The 15,369-nt window shown below is 73.1% G+C and carries 11 protein-coding genes; 3 read left to right on the forward strand and 8 right to left on the reverse strand.

Annotated features, from left to right (window positions below; translation table 11 throughout):
* Nucleotides 1-62: 62 nt before the first annotated feature.
* From HHX40_RS14550 to HHX40_RS14575, 6 genes are all read right to left on the reverse strand, one after another.
* Nucleotides 63-1,133: an extracellular solute-binding protein gene (locus tag HHX40_RS14550; RefSeq protein WP_182881005.1), complete on the reverse strand. Its 1,071-nt coding sequence runs from the start codon at nucleotides 1,131-1,133 to the stop codon at nucleotides 63-65.
* 30 nt (nucleotides 1,134-1,163) lie between these two features.
* Nucleotides 1,164-2,573, reverse strand: a complete 1,410-nt coding sequence (locus HHX40_RS14555) for an aminobutyraldehyde dehydrogenase (protein ID WP_182881272.1) — start codon at nucleotides 2,571-2,573, stop codon at nucleotides 1,164-1,166.
* A 14-nt stretch (nucleotides 2,574-2,587) separates the two neighbouring features.
* Nucleotides 2,588-4,186 carry a thiamine pyrophosphate-dependent enzyme gene (locus tag HHX40_RS14560; protein WP_182881006.1) on the reverse strand — a complete coding sequence of 533 codons (1,599 nt, stop codon included), beginning with the start codon at nucleotides 4,184-4,186 and terminating at the stop codon, nucleotides 2,588-2,590.
* Nucleotides 4,187-4,419: 233 nt separating this feature from the next.
* Nucleotides 4,420-5,454 (reverse strand): NAD-dependent epimerase/dehydratase family protein, encoded by a 1,035-nt coding sequence (locus tag HHX40_RS14565; protein WP_182881007.1) that lies wholly within the window; start codon nucleotides 5,452-5,454, stop codon nucleotides 4,420-4,422.
* A gap of 13 nt (nucleotides 5,455-5,467) precedes the next feature.
* Nucleotides 5,468-6,376: an allantoinase PuuE gene (gene puuE, locus HHX40_RS14570; RefSeq protein ID WP_182881008.1), complete on the reverse strand. Its 909-nt coding sequence runs from the start codon at nucleotides 6,374-6,376 to the stop codon at nucleotides 5,468-5,470.
* Nucleotides 6,377-6,435: 59 nt separating this feature from the next.
* On the reverse strand, nucleotides 6,436-7,812 hold the full coding sequence (locus HHX40_RS14575) for an amidohydrolase family protein (RefSeq protein WP_182881009.1): 1,377 nt from the start codon (nucleotides 7,810-7,812) through the stop codon (nucleotides 6,436-6,438).
* Between the two features lie 301 nt (nucleotides 7,813-8,113).
* On the opposite strand from HHX40_RS14575, the gene HHX40_RS14580 reads away from it, so the two are divergent.
* A complete protein-coding gene (locus HHX40_RS14580; RefSeq protein ID WP_182881010.1) occupies nucleotides 8,114-8,836 on the forward strand; it encodes an SDR family NAD(P)-dependent oxidoreductase in 723 nt (240 codons plus the stop codon).
* Nucleotides 8,837-8,851: 15 nt separating this feature from the next.
* Here HHX40_RS14580 and HHX40_RS14585 read toward each other — a convergent pair whose 3' ends face one another.
* Nucleotides 8,852-9,535, reverse strand: coding sequence for a TioE family transcriptional regulator (locus HHX40_RS14585; RefSeq protein WP_182881011.1), 684 nt, complete (start codon nucleotides 9,533-9,535; stop codon nucleotides 8,852-8,854).
* 91 nt (nucleotides 9,536-9,626) lie between these two features.
* Here HHX40_RS14585 and HHX40_RS14590 point away from each other — a divergent pair, with 91 nt between their 5' ends.
* Nucleotides 9,627-10,778 carry an erythromycin esterase family protein gene (locus tag HHX40_RS14590; protein WP_182881012.1) on the forward strand — a complete coding sequence of 384 codons (1,152 nt, stop codon included), beginning with the start codon at nucleotides 9,627-9,629 and terminating at the stop codon, nucleotides 10,776-10,778.
* Here the strand turns inward: HHX40_RS14590 and HHX40_RS14595 are convergent.
* Nucleotides 10,759-14,010: a BTAD domain-containing putative transcriptional regulator gene (locus HHX40_RS14595; RefSeq protein ID WP_182881013.1), complete on the reverse strand. Its 3,252-nt coding sequence runs from the start codon at nucleotides 14,008-14,010 to the stop codon at nucleotides 10,759-10,761. The genes HHX40_RS14590 and HHX40_RS14595 overlap by 20 nt on opposite strands.
* A 156-nt stretch (nucleotides 14,011-14,166) precedes the next feature.
* On the opposite strand from HHX40_RS14595, the gene HHX40_RS14600 reads away from it, so the two are divergent.
* Nucleotides 14,167-15,363 carry an SGNH/GDSL hydrolase family protein gene (locus tag HHX40_RS14600; protein ID WP_182881014.1) on the forward strand — a complete coding sequence of 399 codons (1,197 nt, stop codon included), beginning with the start codon at nucleotides 14,167-14,169 and terminating at the stop codon, nucleotides 15,361-15,363.
* The last annotated feature ends 6 nt before the right edge of the window (nucleotides 15,364-15,369 follow it).

Raw genomic sequence — 15,369 nt, forward strand, 5'->3', positions numbered from 1 at the left:
TTCCGCGTTCCGCGTGCGAGCACGTTTCGCTCTCGGGCACGGCCTGGCCGCCGTCACGGTGGTCAGCCCGCCAGCCAGGCGGTGGTCTTCTCGATCGCCTTCTCCATGTTGGCGTTCCACCAGGCGGAGTCCATGACGATCGGGGCGTCCTCGCCCTCCAGCTGGTGGGCGGTCGGGGCGTCCGCGGCGTACTTGCCGGAGGCCGTGGCCTTGGGGTTGGCCGGGCCGTACGGGATGAACTCGGTGATCTTCCCGTTGTTGGCCGCCTTGGCGATGTAGGCGATGAGCTTCATCGCGTTCGCCTTGTCCTTGGCGCCCTTCGGCACGAAGAGGTAGTCGCAGAGGTAGATCTGCTGGCCCCAGGTGTTGTCGATCGGCTGGCCCTCGTCCTTGGCCAGCTTGACGCGCCCGTTGTAGCAGTTGCCCATGACGGCCTCGCCGGAGGAGACCAGGTTGATGCACTCCGCGGCGTCCTTGAAGACGATCAGGTCGTCCTTGATCGGCTCCAGGAGCTTCAGCGCGGCGTCGACGTCGAGCGGGTAGAGCTGGTCGCGGGGCGTGCCGTTCGCCATCAGCGCCGCCTCCAGGATCCCCTGGAAGCCGGCGGTGCCGTCGATGGCCCGCTTGCCGGGATACTTCGCGGTGTCGAAGAAGGCGGCGTAGTTCTTGGGCGGGTTGCTGCCGAACTTGTCGGTGTTGTAGGCGAGCACGATCGAGAAGACGAACAGGGGCACGCCCTGCTTGTAGACCTTGAACGGCCCGTCCGCGTAGTCGCCGCAGGAGACGACCGAGCAGTCGATGTCCTCCAGGCGCGGGTTGCCCTCCAGCCCGAAGTCGGCTCCGCCCTGGGCGATGTCCCAGGTCACGTTCTTGGCGTCGACCATCTGGTGGATCTTGGCGTACGTCACGGGGTTGTCCTGGACCACGCCGACGCCGCTCTCCTTGCCGAACGGGTCGAGCCACGCCTTGGCGATGGCCTCCTGGCCGGTCCCTCCGAAGCCCGCGTAGGTGACGGAACCGGAGTCGCCGGACGCGCCGGCGTCACCGCTCCCGCTCCCTCCGCCGCAGGCGGCGGTGAGGGTGAGGGCCAGCGCCAGCGAAGTGACGGCCCACAAATTGCGTGAAACCTTCACGTTCTCACTTACCTTTCCTTATTTCTTCGCTCACCGCTCCCCGGTGAAGCTCATGACGTGCTTGACGCGCGTGTAGTCGTCGAACCCGTAGGCCGACATGTCCTTGCCGTAGCCCGAGTGCTTGAAGCCGCCGTGCGGCATCTCGGAGATCATGGTCATGTGGGTGTTGAGCCAGACCGCCCCGAAGTCGAGGCGGGCGGCGACGCGCAGCGCGCGGGCGTTGTCCCGTGTCCACACGCTGGAGGCCAGGCCGTACGCCGTGTCGTTGGCGAGGGTCACCGCCTCCTCCTCGGCGGCGAAGGGCTGCACGGTCACCACCGGCCCGAAGACCTCCTCGCGCACCACCTCGTCGGCCTGCCGCACGCCGGCGACCACGGTGGGGGCGAAGAAGTAGCCCTGCCCGGGCGCACGGGCGCCGCCGGTCGTCACGGTGGCGTGCGCCGGCAGCCGTTCCACGAACCCGGACACCCGCCGGAGCTGGGCCGCGTTGTTGAGCGGGCCGATCGCCGCCGCCGGGTCGTCCGGCGGTCCGACGCGGACGGCCGCCGCGGCGGCGGTCAGCTCCGCCAGGAACTCGTCGTGCACGCTCTCGTGCACCAGCACCCGGGTGGCCGCGGTGCAGTCCTGGCCCGTGTTCGCGTACCCGGCCTCGGCGACCGTGCGGACGGCGACGTCGAGCTCGGCGTCGGGGAAGACCAGCACCGGCGCCTTGCCGCCGAGCTCCAGGTGGAGGCGCTTGAGCGACGCCGACGCCGCGACGGCCACCTCCGTCCCGGCCCTGACCGAGCCGGTGATGGAGACCATCTGCGGGATCTCGTGGGACACCAGGGCGCGCCCGGCGTCACGGTCGCCGCACACCACGTTGACGACGCCGGGCGGCAGGATCCCGGCCGCGATCCCGGCGAGCAGCACGGTGGTGAGCGGTGTGGTGTCGCCGGGTTTCAGCACCACGGTGTTGCCCGCCGCCACCGCCGGGGCGATCTTCCAGACCGCCATCATCAGCGGGTAGTTCCACGGCGTCACCTGGGCGCACACCCCGACGGGCTCGCGCCGGATCATCGAGGTGTGGTCGTCGAGGTACTCCCCCGCCGACCTGCCCTCCAGCAGGCGGGCCGCGCCGGCGAAGAACCGCAGCACGTCCACGCACTCGGCCACCTCGGCCGCCGCCGCGGCGGCCGGCTTGCCGGTGTTCGCCGACTCGGCCTCGGCAAGCTCCCCCGCCTGGGCGGTCACCGCGTCGGCCAGCCGCAGCAGCAGGTCCTGCCGGACGCGCGGCGTGGTCCGCCGCCACCCGGCGAAGGCACGCTCGGCCGCGCGGCAGGCGGCGTCCACGTCGACCGCGCCGGACAGCGGCGCGGTCGCGATCACCTTCTCGGTGCTCGGGTCCACCACCTCGGCGGCCCGCCCGTCCGCGGCGTCCCGCCACTGCCCGTCGATCATGTTGAGTACTGCTCTCACGAGCCCACCTCCCAGACGATCACGGTCGGCCGTGCGGCCGTCAGCGCGGTGGCGGCCTGCTTGGCCGCCTCGGCGGCGTCCGTCACGCGGACGCCGTGGCAGCCCATGGCCCGAGCGAGCGCCGCGAAGTCGGGACGCGCCAGGTCCACCGCGTACGGCGCGATGTCGCGGTCGAGCATGTTCTGCCGGATCTCGCCGAAGCCGTGGTTGTCGAGGATCACCACCGGCAGCGGCAGTCCCAGCTCGGCGCCGGTGACCAGCTCCTGGACGCTGAACATGAACGCGCCGTCGCCGAGCAGGGCCACCACCGGGCGCGCGGGCTCCGCGAGCCGCGCCCCGATCGCCGCCGGCAGGCCGTACCCGAGGGTGGAGTATCCGACCGGCGCCAGGTAGCGGCGCGGCTCGGAGAACGGCCAGAACGGCGCGGTGCCCAGATAGGAGACCTGCGAGCTGTCCCCCACCACGACGACGTCGGCGGGCAGCTCGGCCCGCAGCGCGTCCTGTGCCTCGCGCCACCGGCCGCCGCGCTCGGCGGCCTGCTCAAGGCATCCGGCCCGGGCCTCGGCCGCCCGCCGTTCCCCCTCCGCCTGTTTCCCGGGCCGTTCCGTTCCGCCGAGTCCGGCCGCCAGCGCGGCCAGGGCCTCCCGGGCGTCGGCGTGGACCGGCAGCGCGGCGCGGAGGTTCTTGTGCAGCTGGGCCGGGTCGAGGTCGATCCGGATGACGGCACCGCGCGGCGCCAGGCGGTCCGGCAGCTCGGCGTCGCCGAGCTCGCTGCCCACCACGAGCAGGACGTCGCCGTCCTCCAGCAGACTCCGGGCGGCGGTGAAACCGAGGAACGGGCCGACGGCCAGTGGATGGTCCTCGTCGAGCACCCCCTTGCCCGCGGTGGTGGTGACCACGGGCGCGCCGAGCGCCTCGGCGACCGCCCGCAGCGGCGCGGCGGCGCCCAGCGCGCCTCCCCCGGCGACGATCACCGGGGTCGCGGCCCGCGAGAGCAGGCCGAGGGCCTCCGCCACCGCCGCCGGGGACGGCGCCGGCGGGTGCGGCGCGCGCCAGGGGCCCGGAACCTCGCCGTCCCAGGGCGCCTCCAGCACGTCCAGCGGCACCTCGATGTGCACCGGACGCGGCCGTTCGGCCGCCCAGCGGGCGAAGGTCTCGTGGACGGCGTCGACGGCCTGCGCCGGGGTGCCGGGCCGCACGCTGCGCGCCACCGCGGCGTCGGCGGCGGCCCGCTGGTCCTTCATCTCGTGCAGCCACCCGTAGTCGGCGCGCTCCAGGCCGGTGGGCACTCCGGGTGAGAGCACCAGGAGTGGTACGGAGTCGGCGTAGGCGGTGCCCATCGAGGCCATGGCGTTCATCAGGCCGGGCCCGCTGGTGGTGACGACGAGTCCCGGGCGGCCGGTGACACGGGCGTACCCGTCCGCCGCGTACCCCGCGCCCTGCTCGTGCCGGGTCACCACGTGGCGGATCCCGCTCGCCGCCATGCCGCGGTACAGCTCCAAGTTGTGCGTGCCGGGGATGCCGAAGGCGAGGGCCGCCCCGTTGGCGGCGAGCGCCTCGGCCATGGCGGTCCCGGTCGTGCGCCGCGTGCTCATACTGCCCGCTCCGTGAGGTCGCGGCCGAAGCCGTGGCGGGCCGAGGGGGAGGTGTTCACGTGCCATCGGCCTCTCCGGACGGGGTGCGGCGGGCGACACGACCAGAACACTCCTCGCCGATTTCGGTTGGGCATCATCTCGGGTTTCCAAACGGTAAATTTAGCGATTTGAGGATCTTGGTAAGCGTTTTTGAATCAGTGAGCTGCATCGAGCGCGTGAATGTGAAACCGCCTTCACGTCGCCGCGCCGGGGCTCCCCAAGGGGACGGGGTCCTCCGGGGTCCAGTGCGCGAGGGCCCACTCCCGGTACTCGCCGACCTGCCGCGGCAGGTCGCGCGGTCGCCACCCCAGCCGTCGCGCCGCCCTCAGCACGCTGTAGGTCCCGTCCTTGCCCGAACGCAGCGCGGGGTCGGCGTCGACGACCGCCCGCTCCGGGTCCGCGGCCGGGCCGGCGGCCAGTTCGACGCCGAACAGCTCGGCCAGGCGCGGCACCGGAACGGCGGCCCCGCCGGCCAGGTTGAACGCCGCGCTGCCCACGTCCGGCCTGGTGCACAACAGGCCGAGCGCGGCGGCGACGTCGACCGCGCTGATCCAGTCGCCGGCCGCCCGGAGCGTCCGCGGGGTCACCGCCAGCGGCGTCCCGGCGACGAGGGCCCGCGCCAGGTGGTACGGCAAGGACATCAGGGTCCGTGCGGAGGTGGGCCGCTCCATCGGGCCGAACACCTTGGTGCACCGCACGATCGGCACGCTCATGCCGTAGAGGGCGGCGAACCGCCTGGCCACCAGTTCGGCGGCCACCTTGCTGACGCCGTACATCTCGTCCGGCTCCAGGGGCGTGTCCTCGTCCTGCGGCTCCGTCCGCCCGGGGTCCCCGGCGCCGTACACGGCCGCGCTGCTGACGTGGACGACCCGGCCGACGGAACCGGCGCGGCGGGCGGCGTCCAGGACGGCGGCGGTGCCCATGACGTTGACGTCGAGGAAGCGCACGGGGTCCTCCCGCTCCCACTCGGGCACGAGGGTCACGGTGGCGCCGTGCACCACCGTCTCGGGCCGATGGCGGGCGAACAACGTCGTGAGGCGGGCGCGGTCGCGCACGTCGCAGCGGACGAAGTCCACCCGGCCGGCGACGTCCGCCAGATGGCCCGACCAGGCCTCGTCCGGTTCGCCCACGTCGAGGGCCAGCACCCGCGCCTCCTCGTGGTCCTGGAGGAAGCACCGGATGAACACGCTCATCACGAAGCCGCAGGCTCCGGTCACCAGGACACGCATCGCCCACTCCCCCTCACGACGCGGACGCCGGGACGGCGGGATGCGCCGCGTACCAGTGCCGGGCGACGTCCACGCGGCGGGTGACCCACACGTCGCCCGCTCCGGCGGCGTAGTCGAGGAAGCGCACCAGGTCGGCGGCCCGGCCGGGGCGGCCGGCGATGCGTGTGTGCAGCCCGACGCTCATCATCTTCGGCCGGTCGTCCCCCTCCTCGCGCAGCAGGTCGAGCGCCCGGCGCAGATAGGCGGAGAAGCTCTCCGACTGGAAGCCGTAGGTGTTGAGGTAGCGGCCGTCGTTGTTGTCCAGGGTGTACGGGACGACCAGGTGCGCCCGGCCGGCGACGTGCTCCCAGTAGGGCAGGTCGTCGGCGAAGGAGTCCGAGTCGTACAGGAATCCTCCCTCCTCCACCACCAGGCGGCGGGTGTGCGGGCTCATCCGGCCGGTGTACCAGCCCTCGGGCCTGCTGCCGGTGACCCTGGTGTGCAGGTCGATCGCCCGGCGGATGTGCTCCCGCTCCAGCTCGACCGGCATCTCGGCGTAGTCGATCCAGCGCAGGCCGTGGCAGGCGATCTCCCATCCCACCTCGCGCATCGCGGCGACCGCCTCGGGACCGCGCTCCAGGGCCTCGGCGATGCCGAACACCGTGACCGGCAGCCCCCGTTCGGTGAACAGGCGGTGCAGCCGCCAGAACCCGGCGCGGCTGCCGTACTCGTACTGCGACTCGACGTTGAGGTTGCGGATGTTGGGGAACTCCCGGGTCGGCTCCTCGGTGAGGAACGCCTCCGAGCACCGATCCCCGTGCAGGACCGAACGTTCGCCGCCCTCCTCGTAGTTGACGACGAACTGCAGGGCGACCTTCGCGCCGCCCGGCCAGCGGGCGTGCGGCGGGCGCCTGCCGTATCCCTTGAGGTCGCGTGGGTACATGGGGTTGTGCTCACCTCTCGGCGGGGGTCGTTCGGGGCTGGTTCAGGAGTCGTCGGGTCTCAGCAGTCGGGGACGGCGGCGGCGGGCCGGACCGGCAGGAGGGGGACCACGCCGGTGTCCGCGCCCGAGTCGGCGACCAGCGGGGCGACCAGCCGTCCGCTCTGGTAGACGGCCCGCACGTCCCACAGCCGGGAGACGTCACTGGTGGCGTCGCCGCCGACCACGAGCAGGTCGGCGAGGCGGCCGGGCGCGAGGGTGCCGACCTGGTCGGCGATGCCGCAGGCCTCGGCGGCCACGGCGGTGGCCGCGCGGATGGCCGCGAGCGGTGTCAGGCCGGCCGCCACGGCGAGTTCGATGCCGTGCTGGAGCCCGCCGAAGGCGACGTCGTACGGACCGGCGTCGCTGCTGATCGCGATGCGCGGGCCCAGGCCGTCGGCCAGCATCGACGACAGGATGCCGAGCTTCATGTCGAAGTACGCCTCGATGGCGGAGACCCGGCCCTTCTCCACGTCGCCGAGCGGGCCGTGCTCGGCCCGCCGGCGCAGGTCGACCAGCGTCTCCCAGCCGCCGGTCTGGGCGGTGAAGCTGATGAAGGTGCCCGCGTCGTGCACCGTCTGGGCGACCGCCGGGTCGTAGACCATGCGGCCGCTGGAGGCGACGCCGCCGCCGAACTCCATCATCTCGCCCGGCACGAGGAACTCGCCGTGCTCGATGCAGTCGAGGCCGGCCTCGACCGCGTTGAGCATCGAGGACGTGGCCCGGCAGTGAGCGGTGGTCAACCGGCCGAGGCCGTGCGCCGTCTCGACGGCGACGCGCATCTCGGCGGCGGTGTAGGAGGAGTAGTAGGGGATGTTCCCGGCCGTCGCCCCGCCGGAGGCCATGATCTTGATGTGGTCGGCGCCCTCGGCCACCAGGCGGCGTACGGCCGCGCGGATCTGGTCGGCGCCGTCCGCGACCCCGTTGCACCAGTAGAAGTGCCCGTACGAATGAGTGATGGGGCGGCCGGCCAGCAGCATCCGGGGTCCTCTGACATAGCCCCGCTCGACGGCCTCCCGCACCTCGAACACGATGCGGTTGCGTCCGCCGTTGTCCCGGATCGTGGTGACTCCGGAGGCGAGATGCCGCTGCAGGTTGCTGACGGCGATGAGCGCCATCATCTCGTCCGAGTCGAGAACCTGCTGCTCGTAGGGGGTGCCGTCTCCGGTCAGCGTGATGTGACAGTGCGCGTCGACGAGACCGGGGACGACGGTGGCGTCCCCGTAGTCGATCACGCGGGTGCCCGGACGGGCGAGGTCGGCGGCGGCGTCCGCCGCGGTGCAGACCCGCACGACGCGGTCACCCCGCATCTCGACGACCGCGTCATGCAGGACGTCGTCACCGAGGGCGGGATACACCCGCGCCGCCCGTAGAAAGCGCTGGTCCGAACTGGGGTCCACTGGTGTCCTTTCCTGCCGAGCGGCTCACGTTCCTCAAATGTGACAGAGCTCTTCCAGAGTTGTCTAGGGGTCGCCGGTCGTTCACATCGATTTCACACGGGCCCGTCGGCGCCACCGCAGGGCGGCCTCGCAAGATGACACAGGGTGGGGCTGTGTTATCAAACTTTGACGCCTCGAAGCCTGGACATCCGGCAGTGGCGGCGGCATATTGTCACCCCCGAAGCTCGGTCAAAGTTGACGTACATTTACACGATCTGACAGATGCCCGAAGATGCCGGGGATCCGGGAGAGAGGAAGCACGATGCCTGGAACCGTCCTGGTGACCGGAGCCGCGTCGGGAATCGGCGCCGCGACCGCGAGACGGCTGCACGAACGCGGCTGGCGGGTGTGGGCGGCCGATCTCGACGAACAGGGCCTGGGCAGGCTCGGTCCCGAGGTCGTCGGCCGGGTGATGGACGTGACCGACGAGGTCGCCGTCGAGTCACTGCTCCACGATGTGGAGGAGGCCGAAGGACGCCTCGACGGGGTCGCGGCCTGCGCGGGGATCAGCTATACCGCTCCGGCCCCCGAGACTCCCCCGCAGACGTTCGACGAGGTGCTCAACGTCAACCTGCGCGCCGTCTTCGTGCTGGCCCGGGCGGCCCTGCCGCTGCTCGCCCGCTCCTCCGGCCCTTCGTTCGTGGCGGTCGCGTCCGAACTCGGCACGGTCGGCGCTCCCGGGTTGAGCGCGTACAGCTCGTCGAAGGCGGCGGTCATCAACCTCATGCGCGTCCTCGCGCTGGAGAACGCCGCGCAGGGCATCCGCTTCAACGCCGTGGCACCGGGCGGCACGAGGACACCCATGCTGGAGCGGGAGCAGGCGCGCCTCGGCAGGACGCTCGCGGACTCGGCGGCGAACATCCCGCTCGGCCGGCTGGCGGAGCCCGCCGAGATCGCATCGGTCGTCGAGTTCGTGCTCTCGGCCGACTCCTCGTTCATGACGGGCAGCGTTCTGGTCGCCGACGGCGGCTACACGGCCAGGTGAGCCGGGTGACCCGGTTCAGGGTTCGCGGGTGCGGAGGTAGGCGTCCAGGCCGGCGGCGCCCCTGAGCATGGCGCGGCCCCGGGCCGACAGCCGGGCCTGCCAGTCCCGCAGGGCCGACTCCAGCGGGGCGACGCCCCCGGCGGAGCGGACCTGGGCGATCAGCGGGGCGATCTGCTCCAGCAGGTAGCCACCCCGCCTGAGCTGGTGGGCCAGCCGGGCGTCCCGTACGTCGTCGGCGCCGTAGACCCGGTAGCCCGTCCCCGGGTCGCGGCGCGGCCGGACCAGCCCGGCGTTCTCCCATTTGCGCAGGGTGGCCGGGCGGAGGCCGAGCCTGCGCGCCAGCGGGCCGATGAAGGTGTCGCCGCGCTCCTGCGGCACGGGCGCGAGGTCGCGGAGCGCGGCCTCGACGGCCTCCAGGGTGCGGCGGTCGTCGAGGAGCCGGGCGTGGCTCTCGTCGACGATCCGCAGCGCGTCCTCGGTGGCGCCCCGGTTGACCGCCTGCATGATCGACGTGGCCGTCTGGTGGCCGTGCCCGGGCACGAGTGCGAGGAACGCGCGCAGCGCCTGCGCGTGCAGCGTCGTGTAGACGCGGTAGCCGGAGGCGGTGCGTTCCGCGGCGGGCAGGATGCCGGCGTCCTCGTAGTTCCTGATCGCCTGGGTGGACAGGCCGTGCTCACGCGCCAGGTCCACCGGCCTCATGGATACATCACCGATTGAAGGTCCATCATGAAGAGAGCGGGGTGCGATCGGGCAAAGTTTACACCGAGAGTTCAACGATACCGTCGAAGGCATGGATATCAAGGACACGGCCCGGCCGCTCGACGGCGCGGGCGTCTCGGCGTTCCTCCGGTCGCTGCCGACGGAACCCCTGCTGCTCGGACTCGGCGAGGCCAGGCATTTCGTGGACGAGCTGGGCGAGGTGCGCAACGAGGTCTTCCGGCATCTGGCCGAGCACGAGGGCTACCGGTCGTTCGCCATCGAGAGCGACTGTCTCATGGGCCTGGTGGTGGACGACTACGTCAGGACGGGCGCGGGCAGCCTCGACGAGGTCATGGAACGCGGCTTCAGCCACGGCTTCGGCGCGTCACCGGCCAACCGCGAGCTCGTCCGCTGGATGCGGGCCTACAACGAGGAGCACGACGAGAAGCTCCGGTTCTTCGGGTTCGACGGCCCGCTCGAGTACTGGGCGGCGAGCCCGCGCCAGGCGCTCACCGCCCTCCACGCCCTCCTCGACGGCCCGCTCCCCTGCACCCCCGAAACCCTGGACGAGCTTCTCGGCCCGGACGACCGGTGGTCGGACGAGGCCACGGCCAGGGATCCGGCCCGGTCGATCGGCCGGTCCGCCGAGGCCCGGCGGCTGCGGCTGATAGCCGACGACATGGTGGCGCTGCTCGCCACGCAGGTTCCGCGGCTGAGCGCGGAGGACAGGGAGCGGGCGGCACTGTACGGGCGCACGGCCGTCGGCCTGCTCCGCTACCACCACTGGATGGCCGACGCGTCCCCGGCTCGGTGGACCCGGCTGTCGGCCCAGCGGGACGCGATGATGGCCGCGAACCTGCGGGCCGTCGCCGGGCACGGCCCGGCCCTGGTCTTCGGCCACAACCTCCACCTGCAGCGGAACAAGAGCGCCATGCCGTTCGGCGACCAGACGCTGGAGTGGTGGAGCGCCGGAGCGATCACCGGAGCGCACCTCGGCGACCGGTACGCCTTTCTCGCCTCGGCCCTCGGCACGACCGGTGACGACACCCCGCCCCCGGACACCGTCGAGGGCGTCCTGTCCACGCTCCCGTGGGACCGCGCCCTGGTCGACGCCCGCCGCCTGGCCCAGGCCGTCACCGAACCCACCCCGCGCGTCTCGGAGGATTTCCGCTACTTCCCGCTCGACCCGGCCCGGCTCGACACGATCGACGGGGTCGTCTTCCTCAAGCGGGCCCTGGTGTGAGCGTGCGCCGTACATGAAGTGACGCCGAGTTCACGTCCAGCTCCCAGCCTTTCGCGTAGGCCGCCGCGAACTCCTCCCCGCCCAGCGTGGCCCGGCTCCGGCGGCTGAGCTCACGGACCTGCGGATCGGTGTGGTCGTGCGCTCCCCGCAGCCGGGCGGCGGCCCCGAGCAGTACGGCCGACTCGTGGTGCCGCCCGCGCGTCCCGGCGAGGGCGGCCGCGTTCACCGTCACCAGCGACAGGATCGGCAGTTCCCGGGTCGCCAGCGCGGCCGCGTACGCCTCCCGCAGCGCCTTCTCCACGCCGGACAGGTCGCCGAGCGCGAGGCAGAGCGCGGCCCGCGCGCTGCCGGCCAGCGTCCGGGCGTGGCCGGAGGGGAACGCGGAATCGTCGAGCAGGCGCCGCTCGGCGTCGTCGAGCAGGTCGGCCGCCCCGGACAGGTCGCCGAGCCGCACCCGCACGTCCGCCTCCCGCGCGTCGACCAGGACCAGCATCTCCGCCGACGACGTGTGCAGCGCACGCTCGCGGGCGGAGCCGATCAACGCCATCGCCCGGTCGGTGTCGCCGCGCCGGATGTGCACGTCGATCCAGCGCAGGTCGCTGTAGAGCTGGTCGCCGAGGCTGAGCGGGCCGAACTCGCCCGCCAGCACCCGGGCCTCGCGCAGGTCGGCCAGCGCGCCGTCGAGGTCGTCGTATCGCCGCAGCCAAGCGCGCATCGGCAAGGTGGCGGCCTGGCCCCACCGGTCACCGGCCTGCCGGAAGCGGGCCAGGGCGGCCGTCACGTGGACACGCGTCCGGTCGAGCGCGCCCGCGTTCTCGGCGATCTCGGCCAGGAACATGTGGGCCAGCCCGGACAGCCACACGTCGTCGCCGTCCGCCAGACGCTGGAAGATCGTGAGCGCGGCCTGCTCCTCCCGCAGGAAGAGCAGGATCGGGCCGAACACGCGGTAGTGGCTCGGCAGCTCCGGATGCGCGAGCAGCCGTTCTGCCAGCTCGCGCATCTCCGCCCGGTCGTCGGCGGCCTCCTGGGCGGTGATCCCCGACAGGATGTCCGCCCGGTTGAGCAGGTGGACGGCTCGGGCGCAGTCGCGCTCGGGCGCCGGCCCGCCGCCGGGCACCGCCAGGACCTCGTCCAGCCAGTAGGCGGCGTCGGAGTGGCGGCCGGACATCTGCCAGTACCAGATCAGGGTCAGGGCGAGGGTGGTCGCGCCGGGAGAGTCGCCGGCGGCGCACAGGTGGCGCAGCGCGGCGAGCGCGTTGTCGTACTCTGCGCCGATGGCCCGCATGGCGGTCCGCTGGCCGGGCCCGCGCAGCCGGGAGTCGTGGCGGGCCATCAGCTCGGTGAAGTGGGCGGCGGCCAGGCCGCGGGCCGTGCCGAGGTCGCCGGTGCCGGCCAGGCGGTCGGCGCCGTACTCGCGGATGGTCTCGAGCATCCGGTAGCGCCCGGCGCCGGGCGCGAGCTGCAGCAGCGACCGGTCGACGAGGGCGGCGAGCAGTTCGGGCATCTCCCCGGTGGGCACGGTGGTGCCGGAGCAGACTGCGGTGGCGGAGGCGAGCGTGACGCCGCCGGGCAGGACGGAGATCCGTTCCGCCACGGTGCGTTCGTGCTCGTCGAGCAGCTCCCAGCTCCAGGCGATGACCGCGCGCAGGGTGCGGTGGCGGGGTGGTGCGGTACGGCTGCCGGTGGTGAGCAGCCGGAACCGGTCGGAGAGCCCGTCGGCCAGGTCGGGCAGTGACAGCGTCCGCAGCCGGGCGGCGGCCAGTTCGAGCGCCAGCGGCATGCCGTCCAGGCCGTGCACCACGCGCACTATGTCGGGCAGCGTGATCTCGTCGGCGTCGAAACCGGGCCGCACGGCGGCGGCCCGCTCGGTGAACAGGCGCACCGAGGCCGCGCTTCGGGCCGCTTCGACGCCGTCGTCCGGGCCGGGCAGCGTGAGCGGGGCCAGCGGCACGAGCGCCTCGCCGTCGACCGCGAGCGGTTCCCGGCTGGTGGCGAGCACGCGCAGCCCGGGGCAGCGGGGCAGCAGCGCCGCGACCAGGTGGGCCACGGCGCCGATCAGGTGCTCGCAGTTGTCGGCCAGCAGCAGGATCTCCCGGCCGCCGAGCTCGCCGGCGAGGACGTCCAGCTCGTCTCCCTCCACCCGCTTGCGGTCGGCGAGCATCGCGCCGCCCCGCGACCCGATCCCGGCGAGCACGGCCGAGGCGAGCTCCGCCGGCTCGGTGACGGACGCGAGGTCGATGAGCCAGGTGCCGTCGCGGTACTCGTGGCGATGGCGGCGGGCGGCCTCCAGAGCGAGCCGGGTCTTCCCCACGCCACCGGGGCCGAGGACGGTGACCAGGCGCCCGGTGGTGAGCAGGCCCCGGATACGCGTGAGGTCGTCGTCGCGGCCGACGAAGCCGGTCAGCGGCTCGGGCAGGGCGGCCGGCCGGATCCGGCCGGGCTCCGAGACCCCCTGGCTGGGACGCAGCAGGCGCAGATGGCGTTCCCGCAGGGCGGTGCCCGGGTCGGCGCCGAGTACGTCGGCCAGGTCCCGGCGGACCCGCTCGTAGACGGCCAGCGCCTCGGCCTGACGCCCCTGAGCGGCGAGCGCGTCCATCAGCAGCGCGGCCGCCCGCTCGTGGACGGTGTGCTCGTGGACGGTGTGCTCGGCCAGCAGCCTGGTCAGCCGCGCGGCGGCCACGTCGGCCCGCCCCAGCGACAACTCGGCGTCGGCGAGGTCGGTGACCGCCTCGATCGACACCTGTGCCAGCCGTGTCGCGACGGTGGGCGCGACCGCGGCGACGACCGCGGGTTCGGCACCTGGGTGATCGCCCCACAACGCCAGGGCCTCGGCGAGCGCGGCGATCGCCGCCTCCGGGTCACCTGCCCGCAGCCTCTCCCGACCGGCGGCGGTGAGCTGCTCGAAGCGCAGCGCGTCCACGTCGGCCGCGTCCACCGCCAGCCGGTAGCCGCCCGCGCCCTGAATCACCACGTCACGGGCAGCGCCGGTCGGAGTGAGGGCGCGGCGCAGCCGGGAGACGAGAGTCTGCAGGGCGGGGCCGGGGCCGGACGGCGGCTCCTCGGCCCAGATCGCGTCGACCAGCACGCCCGGCTCGACCCCGCGGCCTCCGGCGAGCGCCAGCCGGACGAGCAGGCCGCGCAACCGCGCGCCGGGAACGGGCAGGACGGCGTCACCACGAGACACCTGGAACGCGCCGAGCAGTGTGATGCGAAGCCTCGCAACTCCGTCCATCCCTCAATCTTCCTGCGCTCCCCCGCGAGACGCCAAAAGAAGGACAGCCGTGTCAGCGTGACGTCAGCTCGATGCCGGCGCGTGTCAGCGCCGTATTCGCCCCGTGTCAGCGACCCGCCTCAGTCTTCGGATCCCGACGAACAACGGAGACGACACATGACCGAGACGACCAACGCCGGCAGCTGGGTCAGGAGCTGGGGCGCCTCGCCCCAGGCGGCACACGACGGGCTCGGCTCGCTGGATGGCCACCTGCCCCTCGCGGACGTGACCCTGCGCCAGGTGGTGCGCATCAGCGGCGGCGGGAGCCGGGTGCGCGTCCGCTTCACCAACGAGTTCGGGACCGCGCCCCTCGACATCGGCGCGGCGCGGGTGGGCCTCGCAGTGCCCGGCGGCGGGGTTCGGCCGGGCAGCGAGCGCGTGCTGACCTTCTCCGGCGCGCCGCGCGTCACCGTCCCCGCGGGCGCGCCGGTCCTCAGCGATCCGGTCGACATCTCCCTGCCCGCCCTGGCCAAGCTGTCCATCAGCCTCCATCTGCCGGGGCGTGTGGAGACCTGCACCTGCCACGACCCCGCCCTGGAGACCGGCTGGACGATCCCGGGCGACGCCGTCGCCGCCCTCACGCTGCCCGAGAACGCCGAGGTTCTGCCGGTGCGGGCGCTGATCTCCGCCGTCGAGCTGTTCCCTGACGGCCCGGCCAAGACCATCGTCGTGGTGGGCGACTCCCGCACCGACGGCGCCGGTTCGACACCGGACACCAACCACAGCTGGCCGGAGCTGCTGGCCGTGCGGCTCATCGAGGGGGGCGTGGCCGCCGGCTACGTCTCCAACCAGGGCATCAGCGGAAACCGGATGCTCAACGACGGCATCGGCGCCGCCGCACTGGCCCGCTTCGACCGTGACGCGCTGACGACGCCAGGCCTCGGCTACGTGGTGCTCTCCGTCGGCGCCAACGACATCGCCATCTCCTTCGCCCCCCGGGACGACGGACCCCTGGCCGGATTCCTGAAGATGTTCCCCGGCGCGCCGGTGACGACGGACGACGTCATCGCGGGTTACCGCCGGCTGGTCGCCAGGGCGCGCGAACGCGGCGTGCGGGTCTACGCCACCACCATCGCGCCCTACGAGGGCGCGGAGGTCTTCACACCGGAGGGCGAGAGCGCACGCCGGACGGTCAACGACTGGATCCGGACCGGCGGCGCCTTCGACGCCGTGCTGGACTTCGACGCCGTCTGGCGTGATCCGGACCACCCCGGCCGTATCCGTGCGGACTTCCACTGCGGCGACCATGTGCACGGCAGCGACGCGGGCTACCAGGCCTTGGCCGACTCCGTGGACCTGTCGCTGTTCGACTGAGCAGGC

It is taken from the genome of Microbispora sp. H10949 (genome assembly GCF_014161435.1).
Classification (GTDB): Bacteria; Actinomycetota; Actinomycetes; order Streptosporangiales; family Streptosporangiaceae; genus Microbispora; species Microbispora triticiradicis.